Source organism: Pelagibius sp. Alg239-R121 (assembly GCF_947331435.1).
In the GTDB taxonomy this organism is placed as follows: domain Bacteria; phylum Pseudomonadota; class Alphaproteobacteria; order Kiloniellales; family Kiloniellaceae; genus Denitrobaculum.
On the sequence record NZ_CAMZOF010000002.1, the window covers coordinates 255,938 to 271,250 of the forward strand.

17 protein-coding genes are annotated in these 15,313 nt (G+C 57.4%); 12 read left to right on the forward strand and 5 right to left on the reverse strand.

Annotation, left to right across the window (positions count from 1 at the left end; all coding sequences use genetic code 11):
- Positions 1 to 107 precede the first annotated feature (107 nt).
- From QMZ18_RS08415 to QMZ18_RS08425, 3 genes are all read left to right on the forward strand, one after another.
- Positions 108 to 524 (forward strand): VOC family protein, encoded by a 417-nt coding sequence (locus tag QMZ18_RS08415; RefSeq protein WP_282605833.1) that lies wholly within the window; start codon positions 108 to 110, stop codon positions 522 to 524.
- A 145-nt stretch (positions 525 to 669) separates the two neighbouring features.
- Positions 670 to 1,599, forward strand: coding sequence for an AraC family transcriptional regulator (locus QMZ18_RS08420; RefSeq protein ID WP_282605834.1), 930 nt, complete (start codon positions 670 to 672; stop codon positions 1,597 to 1,599).
- A gap of 145 nt (positions 1,600 to 1,744) precedes the next feature.
- Positions 1,745 to 2,233 (forward strand): YHS domain-containing (seleno)protein, encoded by a 489-nt coding sequence (locus tag QMZ18_RS08425; protein WP_282605835.1) that lies wholly within the window; start codon positions 1,745 to 1,747, stop codon positions 2,231 to 2,233.
- Between the two features lie 110 nt (positions 2,234 to 2,343).
- Here QMZ18_RS08425 and QMZ18_RS08430 read toward each other — a convergent pair whose 3' ends face one another.
- Positions 2,344 to 3,489 carry an aminotransferase class V-fold PLP-dependent enzyme gene (locus tag QMZ18_RS08430; protein ID WP_282605836.1) on the reverse strand — a complete coding sequence of 382 codons (1,146 nt, stop codon included), beginning with the start codon at positions 3,487 to 3,489 and terminating at the stop codon, positions 2,344 to 2,346.
- Positions 3,490 to 3,798: 309 nt separating this feature from the next.
- Between QMZ18_RS08430 and QMZ18_RS08435 the strand changes: the two genes are divergently transcribed.
- The gene (locus QMZ18_RS08435; protein WP_282605837.1) at positions 3,799 to 4,233 is read left to right on the forward strand and encodes a DUF4864 domain-containing protein; all 435 of its coding nucleotides are present in this window, start codon (positions 3,799 to 3,801) and stop codon (positions 4,231 to 4,233) included.
- A gap of 166 nt (positions 4,234 to 4,399) precedes the next feature.
- Entirely contained in the window at positions 4,400 to 4,885 is a 486-nt protein-coding gene (gpt, locus tag QMZ18_RS08440) for a xanthine phosphoribosyltransferase (RefSeq protein ID WP_282605838.1), read from the forward strand.
- A 162-nt stretch (positions 4,886 to 5,047) separates the two neighbouring features.
- On the opposite strand, the gene panC is transcribed toward gpt, so the two are convergent.
- Together panC and panB are read right to left on the reverse strand one after the other, a co-directional pair.
- Positions 5,048 to 5,974, reverse strand: a complete 927-nt coding sequence (gene panC, locus QMZ18_RS08445; protein ID WP_282605839.1) for a pantoate--beta-alanine ligase — start codon at positions 5,972 to 5,974, stop codon at positions 5,048 to 5,050.
- A complete protein-coding gene (gene panB / locus QMZ18_RS08450) occupies positions 5,964 to 6,830 on the reverse strand; it encodes a 3-methyl-2-oxobutanoate hydroxymethyltransferase (protein WP_282605840.1) in 867 nt (288 codons plus the stop codon). The genes panC and panB overlap by 11 nt, the downstream gene beginning before the upstream one ends.
- Positions 6,831 to 7,198: 368 nt before the next feature.
- Between panB and QMZ18_RS08455 the strand changes: the two genes are divergently transcribed.
- Complete coding sequence (locus tag QMZ18_RS08455) at positions 7,199 to 8,386, forward strand: class I SAM-dependent rRNA methyltransferase (protein WP_282605841.1); 1,188 nt, start codon at positions 7,199 to 7,201, stop codon at positions 8,384 to 8,386.
- 11 nt (positions 8,387 to 8,397) lie between these two features.
- Here the strand turns inward: QMZ18_RS08455 and QMZ18_RS08460 are convergent, their stop codons facing one another.
- Positions 8,398 to 9,834 (reverse strand): HAMP domain-containing sensor histidine kinase, encoded by a 1,437-nt coding sequence (locus QMZ18_RS08460; protein ID WP_282605842.1) that lies wholly within the window; start codon positions 9,832 to 9,834, stop codon positions 8,398 to 8,400.
- Between the two features lie 98 nt (positions 9,835 to 9,932).
- A complete protein-coding gene (locus tag QMZ18_RS08465; RefSeq protein WP_282605843.1) occupies positions 9,933 to 10,673 on the reverse strand; it encodes a TVP38/TMEM64 family protein in 741 nt (246 codons plus the stop codon).
- A 320-nt stretch (positions 10,674 to 10,993) separates the two neighbouring features.
- On the opposite strand from QMZ18_RS08465, the gene rpmH reads away from it, so the two are divergent.
- From rpmH to argB, 6 genes are read left to right on the forward strand one after another with little or no spacing between them, the layout of a single operon-like run.
- Entirely contained in the window at positions 10,994 to 11,128 is a 135-nt protein-coding gene (gene rpmH, locus QMZ18_RS08470; protein ID WP_282605844.1) for a 50S ribosomal protein L34, read from the forward strand.
- A gap of 4 nt (positions 11,129 to 11,132) precedes the next feature.
- The gene (gene rnpA, locus QMZ18_RS08475; RefSeq protein ID WP_282605845.1) at positions 11,133 to 11,597 is read left to right on the forward strand and encodes a ribonuclease P protein component; all 465 of its coding nucleotides are present in this window, start codon (positions 11,133 to 11,135) and stop codon (positions 11,595 to 11,597) included.
- Positions 11,594 to 11,878 (forward strand): membrane protein insertion efficiency factor YidD, encoded by a 285-nt coding sequence (gene yidD / locus QMZ18_RS08480; protein WP_282605846.1) that lies wholly within the window; start codon positions 11,594 to 11,596, stop codon positions 11,876 to 11,878. The genes rnpA and yidD overlap by 4 nt, the downstream gene beginning before the upstream one ends.
- 12 nt (positions 11,879 to 11,890) lie before the next feature.
- The gene (gene yidC / locus QMZ18_RS08485) at positions 11,891 to 13,681 is read left to right on the forward strand and encodes a membrane protein insertase YidC (protein WP_282605847.1); all 1,791 of its coding nucleotides are present in this window, start codon (positions 11,891 to 11,893) and stop codon (positions 13,679 to 13,681) included.
- 10 nt (positions 13,682 to 13,691) lie between these two features.
- A complete protein-coding gene (gene yihA, locus QMZ18_RS08490) occupies positions 13,692 to 14,387 on the forward strand; it encodes a ribosome biogenesis GTP-binding protein YihA/YsxC (RefSeq protein WP_282605848.1) in 696 nt (231 codons plus the stop codon).
- Positions 14,388 to 14,396: 9 nt separating this feature from the next.
- Positions 14,397 to 15,305, forward strand: a complete 909-nt coding sequence (argB, locus tag QMZ18_RS08495) for an acetylglutamate kinase (RefSeq protein WP_282605849.1) — start codon at positions 14,397 to 14,399, stop codon at positions 15,303 to 15,305.
- Positions 15,306 to 15,313: the final 8 nt, after the last annotated feature.

Sequence of the window (15,313 nt, forward strand, 5' to 3'; positions counted from 1 at the left end):
ACGAGATCTCAAAATTTGCGCTCGAATTCAGCAGCACGCTGATTGAGAGGTCGCAAATTTTGAATCAACCTAAACGCAAACCGTTGTAGAATAAGGGTGTTTGCACTATGAGCAGCGGATTTGAGATCACCGGCATCGACCACATCGTACTTCGGACGCCTCAACTCGCGGTTACGCAGGCCTTCTACGAAGAGATCCTCGGATGCGTGGTGGAACGGGTTCAAGCGGAAATTGGGCTCACCCAATTACGGGCCGGCCGCTCACTCATTGACCTGATCACCCTGGATGGTGTCCTGGGTCGGGCCGGCGGCGCAGCAGCCGGAGTTGAAGGCCGCAATGTCGATCACATCTGCCTGGGCATCGTGCCCTTCGACGAACCACAGCTCCGGGCTCATCTGGCAGCCCACGGCGTTGAAATCCTCGACGAAGGCTTGCGTTACGGGGCCGAAGGCGAAGGCCCGTCATTCTACATCCGAGATCCGGACGGCAACACGGTAGAACTTAAGGGGCCGCCTGTTTCCTGACAGCTCAACGTCGAGAACCCCAGCACCGGGTGGTATTACAGCCCTAAAAATCGCTGGTTCCGGGCAGCCGGCTCCAGGCGAAAAGCTGGACAATCCTCGAAATCGTACTTAACTAATCGTCCAGGTAAACAGGAAGATCTGCAACATGGACGTCCTCAGCGATATTCTCGATGTCTTACAGCTGCGTGGCACGCTGTATTTTCGGACTGCATTTTCGCCACCCTGGTCAGTTGCCGTTCCCGCCTATGGCGGCGCTGCCCGGTTTCATCTTGCAGCACAGGGGCGTTGCCATGTCCGCGTCGGTGAAGATCAGGACGTCACCTTGAACCCAGGCGATCTGATCGTCATTCCGAACGGTGTCGGGCACGTCATCTGCGACGACCCTGAAGCGACACCCCTGGCACTGGAAGACGTCGTCCAGCAGACCGGCTACTCCGGCGAAGGGGTCCTGATATATGGCGGCGATTCCAGGCCGGATGCCGATACCAAGCTGATCTGCGGACATTTCAACTTTGCAGAAGATGCGGAGCACCCCCTCCTGAAGGCGCTCCCTCCTTACCTTCTGGTCAGTGCGGAACTGCGCGCACGCGCCCCTTGGCTCGACGAACTGATGCGGCTGATTACACGCCAGATGTTCACAGAGTCGCCAGGAGTCACGGCTTCGGTCATGCGCCTGTCCGAGGCCCTCTTCATCGAGGTCGTGCGCACTTGCGCACACCAGAACCCTGCGCTTTCAGGCATTATCTCTGCCATGGGCGATCCGCGGATCGGGCGTGCACTCAATCTCATGCACCGCGACTTCGATCAAAGCTGGACTCTCGATGGCATTGCCCGGGAAGTGGGCATGTCACGCAGCCGCTTCGCCGAACAGTTCCAATCGATGATGGGCTGTGCGCCCATGAGTTATCTGTCAGACCTGCGACTGCAAAAGGCGATGAATCTGCTGTCCAGCACCTCTGCACCTGTTCAGTCCATCGCCACGAAGGTGGGTTATCAGTCGCCGGCCGCTTTCTCGCGCGCCTTCACGGGGCGTTACGGCCGCAGCCCGAGCGATATTCGGCGCGAAGCTGTTTAACTCTACAATTTGCTGATCGTCCCAACAACAACACCATAATTCTTGTTTTATCGCCATATCATTGCGAAAAACGCTCGTTCTCCTAGATAAATTTGGTGCCCGGGACAAACCGCCGGATCGACATCAAATGCTCAGGAGAACAGATATGAACGCCTCGAAATTTATTATGACCGCCCTGGTTTCCACCGCCCTGTTGGGCGGCGCAGTTCAGGTTCACGCTGCCGACGAACTCAACGTCGTGCCGGGTCTTTCAATCGCCGGCGCACCGCTTGCGTTGCATGGCTATGACCCGGTCGCCTACTTCACGCAAGGTAAACCGGCTCGCGGTTCCGACAAGCTGGTGCATGTCTATCAGGGTGCGGCCTACCGCTTCAGCAAGCAGGAACATCTGGAGAGCTTTAAGAAGAATCCAGCTCGTTACACCCCGCAGTTCGGCGGCTTCTGCGCCTACGGTGTTTCCGTCGGCAAAAAGTTCGACGGCGACCCCCAACTCTGGAAGATCGAGAACGACAAGCTCTACGTGAACCTCAACGAGGAAATATACGAGACCTTTCTCGAAGACCTCGACGACAATATCGATAAGGCGGTCAGCAACTGGACCGACATCGAACACACAGCCGCCAAAGATCTTTAACCCAACCCTACACTCCACCTCGGCGTCCGGCGTGCACAGTCTCTCCGGACGCTCTTTTTTCAGAACACATTTTTGACCGCCCCTTCACGATAAGAATCGGAGTTTGACCGTCAACGCAGATTGCTGTCGCCCAGAACCTGATTCAGAGCCTTATCCAGGCTGGCGACCGAGCGATCGACATTGTGCAGCTTGTCCAATCCGAAAAGTCCGAGCCGGAAGGTTCGAAAGTCTTCCGGCTCGTCGCATTGCAGAGGAACGCCCGCCGCAATCTGCAGACCCTGTGCGGCAAACTTCTTTCCGTTCTGAATGTCCGCGTCGTCGGTATAGCTGACCACAACACCAGGCGCTTCGAATCCCGGCGCGGCTACAGATTTGAACCCCTTGCCGGCCAGTAGCGCCCGGACCCGGTCACCGAGTTCCTGTTGTTCCGCGCGCACCTTGTCGAAGCCGTATTCCTGCGTTTCTTTCATGGTATCGCGAAAGGCGGCCAGGGCGTCGGTGGGCATGGTGGCGTGATAGGCGTGCCCGCCATTCACATAGGCCTCCATGATCTGCAGCCACTTCTTCAGGTCGCAGGCAAAGCTGGAACTAGCCGTCGAATCGATTCTTTCCCGCGCCTCCTCGCTCAGCATCACCAAACCGCTGCAGGGTGACGCACTCCAACCCTTCTGGGGAGCGGAGATCAGCACGTCGACGCCTACATCCTTCATATCCACCCAGATGGTACCGGATGCGATGCAGTCCAGGACGAAGAGCCCGCCAACAGCATGCACGGCCTCACCGACCGACCGCAGGTAATCGTCCGGCAGGATCATCCCCGAAGACGTCTCGACGTGAGGTGCAAAAACAAAGTCAGGTTTTTCAGATTGAATTTTCGCCACCACTTCCTCGATTGGCGCCGGCGCAAAGGGAGCCTGACTCCCAGCTTCGGTCTGACGCGCCTTCAGGACAATGGCTTCGGAAGGAATGTTCCCGGCCTCGAAAATCTGGGTCCAGCGGAAACTGAACCAGCCGTTGCGGATCACGAGACACTTCTTGTCGCCCGCGAACTGCCTGGCGACAGCCTCCATCCCATAGGTCCCTCCGCCGGGGACGACGACGACCGAATGCGCGTTGTAAACCTGCCTCAGAGTGTCAGAGATGTCGTTCATCACACCCTGGAAAGACTGGGACATATGATTGAGCGAGCGGTCCGTAAAAACCACCGAGTATTCGAGAAGCCCGTCGGGGTCGACGTTTGGCAGCAGGCCGGTCATGCGTTCCTCCAGGATGAAAGGCTTTTTGTCCTCTTTGAATGACTATTGGAATTTGCGTGACGGAACAAGCGGCGACTGAGGAGAGACCGCCCCTTTACCAGAAGTCGATGCTAGGACGAGGGTTTGAGGAGGCGTTACACACTGGATGAAGCTCGGCATCGAAGGTTAGCGAAACGACCAAAATAGCCCGCAAAAGGCCAGCAGGACTGGTCACGTTCATCGGCCGACACCATCTGGTAACCTTGAGGGAGGGTTCCGCGCGACCAGTTCAGCGGGAATCCTCAACACTTGGGGAGGAGGCCTAAATCAATGTTGCAAAGACTGTTTCTCATTTTCTCGCTTGTCCTGATCGCACCGGGTGCTGGTGCAAATGCGGCGGAGGCCGACATCCCGGCCGGTGAAAAGGCAGCAATCAAGAGCGTCATCGAGTCGCAACTGGCTGCCTTTAAGGCCGACGATGGGCAAACCGCCTTTTCCTTTGCTTCGCCGACAATCAAGCAGTTGTTCGGAACGCCGGAACGCTTCATGTCGATGGTGCGCAGCGGTTATCCCGCCGTCTACCGGCCACGCGCAGTCGAATTCCGCAAGCTGCACCGAGACGGCACCGTCCTCGTCCAGGAAATTCGATTCATCGGCCCGGACGGAAAGCCCGTCATCGCCCTTTACAGCGTGGTTCAGGCGCCTGGCGGGCAGTGGCTGATTGACGGAGTCGTCACGGTTCCGGCGCCTGAGCAATCGATTTAACTCAGCTCATTAAGATTTTTCTTCCCGAAATTGACGCAACGGCGTTGTCGTCGGCGACTGCTTTCGCTTTAATCCGCCGATCCAAAATCAGACGATCGCAGCACGGATAGCTCATGAGTCCGAAAAGGCTGCGATCGACAGGCCGAGAGATCAGGGAGAAATCAACGTGTCGTCCGACCAGCAGCAACCCCAGAAAACCTTTCCCGTATCCTGGGAACAACTCCACCGAGACGCTAAAGCTCTTGCCTGGCGCCTGGTTGCCGCAGGTCCGTGGCAAGGCATCGCCGCAATCACACGAGGCGGCTTGGTCCCGGCTGCCGTCGTTGCCCGGGAACTCGACCTGCGCCTGATCGATACGCTCTGCATCGCGAGCTACGACGATCGCTCACAGGGTGAGATGCGCGTCATCAAGGATGTCCCCGGTGATGGCGAGGGCTGGCTGATCATCGACGATCTGGTCGATACCGGCAAGACAGCCCAGGCGGTTCGCGAGATGATGCCCAAGGCCCACTTTGCAACAGTTTATGCCAAGCCTGCTGGGCGGCCATTGGTCGACAGCTTCATCACCGAGGTCAGCCAGGACACATGGATCCTGTTTCCCTGGGACATGGAACTGCAGTCGGTTCCGCCGATCGTCCAATCGGGCCGCTGACTTTAGATTGAGAAGCAACTGACTAGAGTCTGATCGTTATTCCTGAATCGGTGAGACGCGAATCAATCATTCCCGCAAGAGGTCGGAAGGCGATCCGCCGACTTGATTGTTTCCTTCAGGAACGACCGCGCTTTACCGGAAGGGGTGTTGCGGTCCTGATTGTTACGCCCTGGTACGCTTTGAGAGTGCCACCGGTAGGTTATCGATGATGCGTGTTGTGCCAAGCCAGACGGCCGCAAAAATACGCAAGCCCTCACTCGTCTGTTCGCCCGTGTGCAAGGTGAGATCCCGCTCATCCCTGATCTCAAAATAGTCGACCGAGGTAAATCCGCTCTCCGCCAGTCTCATTCGCCCATCGCGAAGGGCCTCAGACGTATCTCGCCCAGCCTTGATCGCAGCAACCGCTGAGATAAGAACCTCATATAGCAAGGCTGCCCGAGTGCGCTCTTCAGATGACAGCAGGCGGTTACGCGATGAAAGCGCGAGACCATCGGTTTCGCGAACCGTCGCCCCTCCCTTGATCGCGACGGGGATATTCAGGTCGCGCACCATGCGCCTGATGATCTGAAGCTGCTGGAAATCCTTCTCACCGAAGATGGCAACGTCGGGCAGGCACTGAAGCAGGAGTTTACTGACAACCGTGCTGACACCATCGAAATGCCCGGGCCGGTGCGCGCCGCAGAGACAATCCGAGAGACTAGGCAAGGAAACCGTGGTTGCAAAACCGGACGGATAAATCTCTTCGACCTCAGGCATATAGAGCAGGTCGACATTTAACTTCGCAAGCTGCTCGATATCCCGGTTGTTATCTCGCGGATAACTTTCAAGGTCTTCGGCGCGGTTGAACTGCATGGGGTTGACGAAGATCGTTGCCACAACCCGGTTGCAGAGCCCTTGACCTTCACGCATGAGCGAAAGATGGCCTTCGTGCAACGCGCCCATGGTCGGCACCAGGACAATCGTCTCGCCCGCGGCGCGCCATGCCGCAACATCTTTGCGCAGATCGGCGACAGTTCGGACGATTTTAGGCAATGGCTGGGTCGTGTCATCAGGCCTGTTCGAAGCACCTGACTCCTTATCAAGCAACATCGCTCTCTCCTGCAGAGCCTTTTTTCAAAGGCTGCTCGCGCGGCGTCCCAAAACAATGCTCCGCGCCTGGAAAGCGGCGGCTACGCACATCTTGCGCGTAGGCCGCGACCGCACTCGACACATCAGGTGCCAAGTCGGCATAGCGCTTCACAAATTTTGGGGTGAATTCTGAAAACAGCCCAAGAAGGTCCTCAGTGACCAGTATCTGCCCATCGCAGCGGCTGGACGCACCGATCCCGATCGTCGGCACGGCTACGGTTTCCGTGATCTCCGCCGCCAAGAGTTCGACCACCCCTTCCACAACGATTGAGAAGGCGCCTGCTTCGGCTACGGCACGGGCGTCAGACTTGATCCGCTTTGCTTCCTCCGATGTTCTGCCCTGCGTACGGAATCCGCCCTGACTGTTGAACGATTGCGGCAGCAGACCAACATGTCCCATGACCGGAACGCCGCGTTGGGCTAGGAAGGCAATGGTTGGCGCCATTTCACGGCCACCCTCGAGCTTCACCGCCGCACACCCGGTTTCGGCGAGGATTTTGGCGGCATTGCGATAAGCCTGTTCCGGCGCCTCCTGATAGCTGCCGAATGGCATATCGACCACAACGCAGGCCGAACTGGCCCCCCGCTTAACGGCTTTACCATGCGCGCACATCATCTCGAGCGTCACACCGAGGGTTGTTTCCATCCCATAGATCACCATTCCAAGGGAATCACCTACCAGCAGAAGATCGACATAGGGATCAAGCAAGCGGGCAATTGGGGTGCTATAGGCGGTCAAGGCAACGATGGGAGTTTGATTCTTGCTGGCTCGAATCTGTTGGATCGTCGCGGCTTTCACAGGCTTCTGTGCGCTCATGGCAGGTTCTCCTCGGCCCACATGTCTCATACCCACTCCAACAGACGACCTGGAGGGTTTGGTGTAGGATCGGCACCATTCGCAGCACTTTATTGATAGATTTGTTGCATCGCAAATAAAATTGAACCGACAATATTCTTAAGAAAACTGAGGTTATGAAGCGACTTCTAGTAAATTCAACAACTTGACTTGTGCAATGCAACAAATCTCAATCCACCTTTTTCCAGCACCGGTTTGCGGGTTAGACCCGTAAGTGCAACTGCACTAGTTTAGTCCCGCCAAGGCCGTCCTTCCTCGGATTTGCATTGAGATCAGAGATGCAAATCCTATCTGCCATGCCCGTCAAATCACGCAAGTAAGATGACCCTATGCCTGCTTATCCCGAACTCCGCCTCAAGCCACACGTACATAAACGTGTTCTCCACGGTTCTCCCTGGATCTATTCGAACGAAATCGAGATGGACGGCGCCGCTCGATCGATAGAGCCCGGAGAAATCGTCCGGCTTATGGGGGCGGACGGCCATGCATTGGGTGTCGCAATGTTCAATCGTCACTCCCTCATTGCAGCGAGGATCATTTCACGGGATCCAAAGGTGCGTGTCGACGTTGCGTACCTGACGAAAGTTCTAAATCGCGCCCTGCAAATCCGTGAACGTCTGTTTGACGCTCCCTACTATCGCCTGATCCACGCAGAGGCCGATGGCCTGCCCGGTGTGATCATCGATCGTTTCGGGGATGTGCTGGTGGCCCAACTCAACAGCGCAGGCGCCGACAGATTTGGATCACAGCTGCTGGAAGCTCTTGCGCAGGCCGTAGCCCCCACAACCGTGGTCCTGCGCAACGACACGCCTGCGCGTCAAACGGAAGGTCTGGCATCCTTGTTCGAAGTACCCGTGGGACAGTTAACAGGCCCGATCGAGGTATTGGAGAACGGTGCGCGCTACTTCGCTGATCTCGAAAGTGGACAGAAGACCGGGTGGTTCTATGACCAGCGGATCAACCGAAGCTGGGCAGCCAAGTTCGCCAAGGGGCACAGAGTGCTCGACTGCTACTCTTTTTCGGGCGGATTCACGGTCCAGTCAGCGTTGGCGGGAGCCCAGGAGGTGATCGCCATCGACCGTTCGCAGACGGCCCTGGATCTCGCCGCCAAGGCGGCCGCAGCCAACGGTGTGGCCGATAGCTGCCGCTTCGTAAAAAGAGAGGCCCTTACGCAGATGGCCGATCTGGCGAAAGAGAAAGAAAACTTCGGCCTCGTGATTGCAGATCCGCCGGCCTTCGTGAAGAGCAAGAAGAACCTGGCCCAGGGGCTAAAGGGCTATCGCAAGGTGGCACGGCTGGCGGCATCGCTTGTCGCCCCTGAAGGCGCGCTCTTCATCGCCTCCTGTTCCCATCATGCCGATCCGGTGAGTTTCGCCGAACAGGTTAAACGCGGCCTCAACGATGCCGGACGCGAAGGAAGGATCCTCTACAGCGGCGGCGCAGGTCCAGATCACCCGGTCCATCCGGCGTTGCCCGAAACGTCTTATCTTAAGGCAATGCTGCTCGCCCTCAATTGACCGGCAATCGATTAAGCGGCGGCTCGTCCCGTAGCGGTCAGCTTCGGTCGGGACTGGGTTATCGGCAATACCAGGCAGAAGCAGGTGCCCTCGGCGTCGGAAGCTTCCAGTTCTATGTCGCCGCCATGGGCGCGCATCAGATCGCGTGCAATCGCCAAGCCCAAACCGGTGCCATCAACACGTGCCGATCCCTCGAAGGGCTGAAACAGCTTCTCACGCGCCCGCGGCGGTAGGCCCGGACCGTTGTCCGATATTACGATTACAAACCGATCCCCGGCCCGGCGTGCGCTGATGGACACATCCGTTGCGCCCGCCTGTATCGCATTGTGGCCAAGATTGGACAGCACACGGAAAAGCTGATCCCGGTCGGCTTCCACGTCAGTCCCGACGTCAAGCCGGTTCGACCAGGCAGATTCGCCGGTGACCGGCTGCGGAAGCCCTTCGCCCACATCCTGCACGAGGTCATAAAGATCGAAGTGGCTGAGATCCAATACAGGCGGCCCTTCACGAGTGAAATTCAAGGTTTGAGCACAGAGATTCACCGCCCGATCGATCGCCCGCATCAAGGTGGGCGTCACTCTGCGAACCTCCGGGTCGTCGCTGCCGGTAAGGCGGTCGGAAACAAGCACAGCTGTCGCGAGGATATTGCGCAAATCGTGATTGATCTTGGTGACCGCCGTGCCGAGCGCGGCGAGCCTCGTTTTCTGTTGCAGGGAAGCCCGCAAGCCTTCCTGCATTGAGGTCAGCTCGCGCTGGGCGATCCCGATCTCATCGCCCCGGTCCGAGTGGGCAAGACTGGTTGTTGCGTCCTCAGGCGACGCACGGAAAGCCACCATGCTGCTGGTAATCCGCCGCATGGGGCGCACCATCAGCCAATGCAGGCTGAGGTAGACCAGAGCCGCGGTGATCAATGCGATCCCGAATGAGAGCTGCAGAATGCGCTGAGAGTAATCCAGCATTGCCATCCGCATGGGCGACTCATCCAGCACGATATCAACCAAGATTTCCGGATCCTTTGGAGACGGGCCGACAACACGCAGAAGCCGGTTCTCACCATGCCAGAGCGTCATGAAGGCGTCGCCGATCAATCCGAAGAACGTGGCGTTTCTAAGATCGTATGCCGAATCGATCGCGCCCGGCTTTTCGACCATCAGCATAAGCTTCAAGTCGTCGTCCGGCTTGCTGAGAGCAACTGAGTAAGCGTTGACGTGCGCCAGCAGCTCCTGCTCCAGGTCCTCGGTCACCATATTGTCGTCGGTTGCTTCGAGCGCGAGGATCGCCAGGTGACCGGCGGCGAGCCGCCCTTCGAGGAAGGAAAGCCTGAAGCGGCCAATCGAGGGCGCGTAGATCAGGACTTCCGACAACATCACGAAAGCGATCGTCAAGAGCAGCAGCCTGGCGGAAAGGCCTCTGACCAGCGGCGGCAATTTAAGTCTGTGTCCCGTCATAATCTGCGTTTAACACCCGATCATCGGCAGCCCAATCCGCACGAACAGAACGGATTCGACAAATAATCACCCGATTCACCGTGTCAACTCAACGCCGATTAATTACCAGCCTCCTTACGGCCTTTCATTTTCTTATAAATGACCGGCACCAGCGACAGGATGATCAAGCCGACAATCGGCAACAACACCTGGGGTTTGAAGATGATACCAAGGTCCGGCGTCTCACCTGCATCGAAGATCGCCCCCAGTCCGCTCCCCACACTGGTATAGACGAAGGTACCAGGGATGATGCCGAAAAAAGTCCCGATCACATAGTTGCGCAGCGAGACTCCAAGGAAAGCCGGCACAAGATTGACCAGCCAAAAGGGGAACAGAGGGATAAAGCGCAGTACAAGCAGATAATTCAGCTCGTTTTCGCGAAAACCAGCCTCCATCTTTTGCACTGCCGGTCCCGCTTTGGCACGCAGGACGTCACCGAGAGCGGTCCTGGCAGCCAAAAACAGGAGTGTTGCCCCCAAGGTCGCTCCGACCAGGACATAACCGCCCCCCAGAAAGGTGCCGAAAAGAAATCCGCCGCCTATTGTAAGGAAAAGACCGCCCGGAATGGAAAAGGCAGCTGCCAGGGTATAGGCACCGATAAAGGCGAGTGCGGCCAACAACGCCTGGCTTTCGACTTGACCCAACAACCACTCGCGGTTGTCTCTCAAGGTCTCGTAGCTCAAGTATTTGTGCCATCCTTGAGACAAGGCAAGGCCCAAACCGGCTACGATGATGATTGCGGGCAATATGCGTGCGAGGGAAAAACCGCCTGAAGCGGCTTGTTTTTTGGGTTCGGTCATAAAATCATTCTCTGCGAGTCTGTCGCTCAATAGCAAGCGCGGGGTGCCGGGTCCCACGAAGTTTTGAAAGCCCGTGACTCCGCCAAATTCCGAAAAGAAACACTCCCGGACACCCCAGCTGAGCATGGGATTTGGTTTAACATCGCTTTGCGAAAGATACGTTAACGAACGCTTACCCTGTTTTTCCCTAAAAATTGCTGGCGATTGGGCTTTTCCATCACTTAATGAAAGAATGCTCGAGCGTGCCGTTGACAGACGTAGAAGGCGCGCTTATACAGCCTCGTCATTTTCCAACCATCCGTACTACGGAGAGTATTGCAGTGAAGCGCACATTTCAGCCCAGCGTGCTGGTCCGCAAGCGCCGCCATGGGTTTCGCGCCCGCAAAGCGACCGTCGGCGGACGTAAAGTCCTGGTATCCCGTCGAGCCAAAGGCCGTAAACGTCTGTCTGCGTAACCCGATGACGCCGACCATCGGGCGCTTGAAAAGGCGTCCAGAATTCCTCAAGGTGGCGGCGGCGCGGTGCAAGTGGGTAGCTCCCGGCCTTATTCTGCAGGTTTTGCAGCGTGGGTCATCCGGTGAGTCGTACGATCATACCGCGCCAAGCGGCGAAGATCTGCGCGTTGGCTTTACCGTCAGCCGAAAGGTTGGTAACGCGGTAAAGCGCAATCGTGCACGTCGTCGGTTGCGTGCGGCTGTGGACGAGGTCATGCCGGAACTCGGGCGTCCTGGTCACGATTATGTCGTGATTGGTCGCGGGTCGACCTTGACCCGCGATTTCGAAGATCTGAAGTCGGATCTGCGTGTGGCAATCTCACGCGCATCGACGAACAAGGGCTTCGAGAGCAAACGAGGTTCAAAAGGCCGCAAGGGACCCCCCCGCGGTCCAAAGACCAACCGGGGGCCCGAAGGGAGCGGAGTATGAAACTGATAAGCGGAGGCCTGATCGGTCTTGTTAGGCTCTATCAGTACGCCGTCTCTCCTCTCATGCCGCCACACTGCCGCTTCTATCCAAGCTGTTCTCACTATGCCTGTGAGGCATTGCGCGAACACGGCCCCCTGCGTGGGGGCTGGCTAACGCTTGTCCGGCTGCTGCGGTGTCACCCCTGGGGCGGCGAAGGTTACGACCCGGTGCCCGCACCAGAGCGGCATACAGCCGGCTGCAGCCAAGGCCTGCACACTCATCATTTTCACGAACGTCACTGAGCAAACGGCACCATGGGACAACAGGACCAAAGAAACCTCTTTCTCGCGATCGTTCTGTCGCTTGCTATCTTGCTGGGATTCCAGTTCTTCCTGCCGCAAGAACCACCGTTGGAAGTGCCGCAGACCAGCGAGCAAACCGCTGGGCAGGCGGGAACGGCGCCAAGCGCCATACCAGGCGCCGGCGTATCACCCTCAGCGCCTTCCATACCCGGCGCTCCCGACGCAGCCAACATCACGGCCGCACAGTCGCGTGGCGATGTGTTGGCTTCTGCCGCACGGGTTGCTATCGAAACTCCGAAACTAAAAGGCTCGATCTCGCTCACGGGCGGACGACTGGACGATTTGGTTTTAACGCAGCTGCGGGAGACCCTGGAGGAAGGCAGTCCCAACATCGTTCTCTTGTCCCCGTTCGGCACTCCGACCCCCTATTTCGCGGACTTTGGCTGGTTAAACACCGGTACCACGGTTGCCATGCCTGACTCGACGACCGTTTGGACCGCGGACCGCAATAGCCTTACGCCGCAACAGTCCGTCACTTTGCGCTGGGACAATGGCCAGGGTCTGCAGTTCGAGAAAACATTCGAAGTCGACGAAAACTATCTGTTTACGATCCATCAGCGTGTCGTAAACAACAGTGACAAGCCCTTCAGCGCTTCACCCTACGGCCTGATCAATCGCACAGGGACGCCTGAAACTCTGGGTTTCTATATCCTTCACGAAGGATTGGTGGGCGTCCTGAACGAGAATCTCCAGGAAATCGATTACAGCGACGTTCTGGAAGCAGAAAAGGGTACCATCAGCGAAACCTCCAACGGCGGCTGGTTGGGAATCACCGATAAGTATTGGGGCACAGCGCTAATCCCAGACCAGTCGGTCACCATTAACACCCGTTTCTACAGCCAATCGAGTGGCGGAACCGAAAAGTACCAAACCGACTATCTCTACAAGGACGGGCTGGTCGCAGCGCCGGGCAGTTCGGTCGAAACCACCAATTCGCTGTTCGCAGGCGCAAAGGTTGTTTCTCAAATCGACGGCTACGAGGAACGCCTGGGCGTCAAATTCTTCGACAAAATCGTCGACTTCGGCTGGTTCTATTACATCACCAAGCCGTTGTTTTACGCCCTTCATTGGCTCAACGAAAAAATCGGAAACTTTGGTGTAGCCATTCTGGTTCTGACGGTTTTCATCAAACTGATCTTCTTCCCGCTCGCCAACAAGTCCTACAAGGCCATGGCGAAAATGCGCAAGTTGCAGCCGGAGATGTTGGAATTGCGCGAGCGCTTCGGCGACGACAAACAGCGTTTGAACCAGGAAATGATGGCGCTGTACAAGCGCGAGGGCGCCAACCCGATGTCAGGTTGCCTGCCGATCATTGTCCAGATTCCGGTCTTCTTTGCCCTCTACAAGGTCATGTTCGTTACCATTGAAATGCGGCAGGCGCCGTTTTTCGGCTGGATCAAGGATCTCTCGGCCCCCGATCCGACATCAATTATCAATGGCTTCGGCCTGTTCCCCTGGGACGCGCCGGAACTCGGCGTCCTTAACGTCATCAATCTGGGTGTCTGGCCGCTGATCATGGGCATCACCATGTTCCTGCAGCAGCGCCTGAATCCTCAACCGCCCGACCCAGTTCAGGCCAAGATCTTCCTGTTCATGCCGATCATGTTTACCTTCCTGCTGGCAACCTTCCCGGCCGGTCTCGTGATCTACTGGGCCTGGAACAATACCTTGTCGATCATTCAGCAGGCCGTGATCATGAAGCGGGCTGGTGTACCTATCGGCAACAAACCAGCCAAGACGTGAACCAGCGATCATGGCAAAAAATCTCGAGCCAAGCTCGCCTCCCGGTCCAGATACCGGTGACGAAGCCGCACGGCAGCAGGCTTTGGAGACAGGACGTCTCCTTTTTGCCAAGGAATGCCAGTTCCTGACGGCTGCCGCCCAGGACGGCCAGCTGCCCGACCTCGGTTTGCCGGAAATTGCCTTCGCCGGACGATCCAATGTCGGCAAGTCGAGCCTGGTGAATGCCCTGACCGGGCGCAAGACGCTTGCCCGGACCTCACATACACCAGGTCGCACGCAGCAGCTCAACTTCTTCGGTCTCGGCGGCAGACTGGTTATGGTCGATCTGCCCGGCTACGGCTACGCACGGGCAGCCAAGACGGACGTCAAGCGCTGGACCGGCGTAACCCGCAATTATCTCAAGGGCCGGACGGAGCTCCGCAGAGTTTGCCTTTTGATCGATTCGCGCCATGGCCTCAAGGACAACGACCGAGAGATCATGGCGGAACTCGATGTCGCTGCCGTGTCCTATCAGGTGGTTCTTACCAAGACCGACAAGCTAAAACCTACAGGTCTCGCAACGGTTCTTAAAGCCGTTGAGACTGAACTCGCGAAACACCCCGCCGCCCACCCTGAGGTCGCAGTCACCTCGTCGCACAAGACAAAAGGCATTGCCGAGTTGCGCGCTGCGCTCGCGACCCTGGCAGAGCCCGCGCCGGAACGTTAGACTTCCCGAATGACCAGCAAGAGTTTCAGCGACACCAAGCACTGGCTTAGAACCGCCCGGACGATCACCGAGGCTTTGCCGTTCATGCGCCGTTACACAGGCAAGACCTTCGTGATCAAATACGGCGGCCATGCCATGGGCAACCAGGAGCTGGCCGATATTTTCGCCAGCGACATCGTGCTACTCAAACAGATCGGCATCAATCCGATCGTGGTTCACGGCGGCGGACCACAGATTGGACAAATGCTGGAGCGCCTTAAGGTGCAAAGCGAATTCATCGACGGACTGCGCGTCACTGACGCTGCAACCGTGGAAATCGTCGAGATGGTGCTTTCAGGCTCGATCAATAAACAGATCGTCAGCTCAATCAACTCAGCCGGCGGCACTGCGATCGGTCTTTCCGGCAAGGACGGCGGCCTCATTCAAGCTACCAAACTGCGACGGACCAAACGCGACGAAGAATCGAACATCGAAAAGATCCTCGATCTTGGATTCGTGGGAGAGCCACACCGGGTAAATCCGCAAATCCTAACCTCCTTGGAGCGCTCGGGCATGATCCCGGTGATCGCCCCCATCGGACTTGGGGTCGATGGCCAGACCTACAACATCAACGCGGACACGGTGGCCGGTGCAGTCGCGGCGGCAGTAGGCGCATCCCGTCTGCTTTTGCTGACCGACGTAGCCGGCGTGCTCGACAAAGATGGCAACCTGCTGACCGACCTCAGCACTGAAAAAGTTCGAGAACTGCGCAACGACGGCACCATCTACGGCGGCATGATTCCGAAACTGGAGACCTGCGTAAACGCTGTCGAAAACGGGGTGGACGCTTCGGTGATCATCGACGGGCGGGTGCCGCATTCCATGCTTTTGGAAATCTTTACCGACCGGGGCATCGGGACCTTGATCGGCCGCAGCTAAACGCGTGT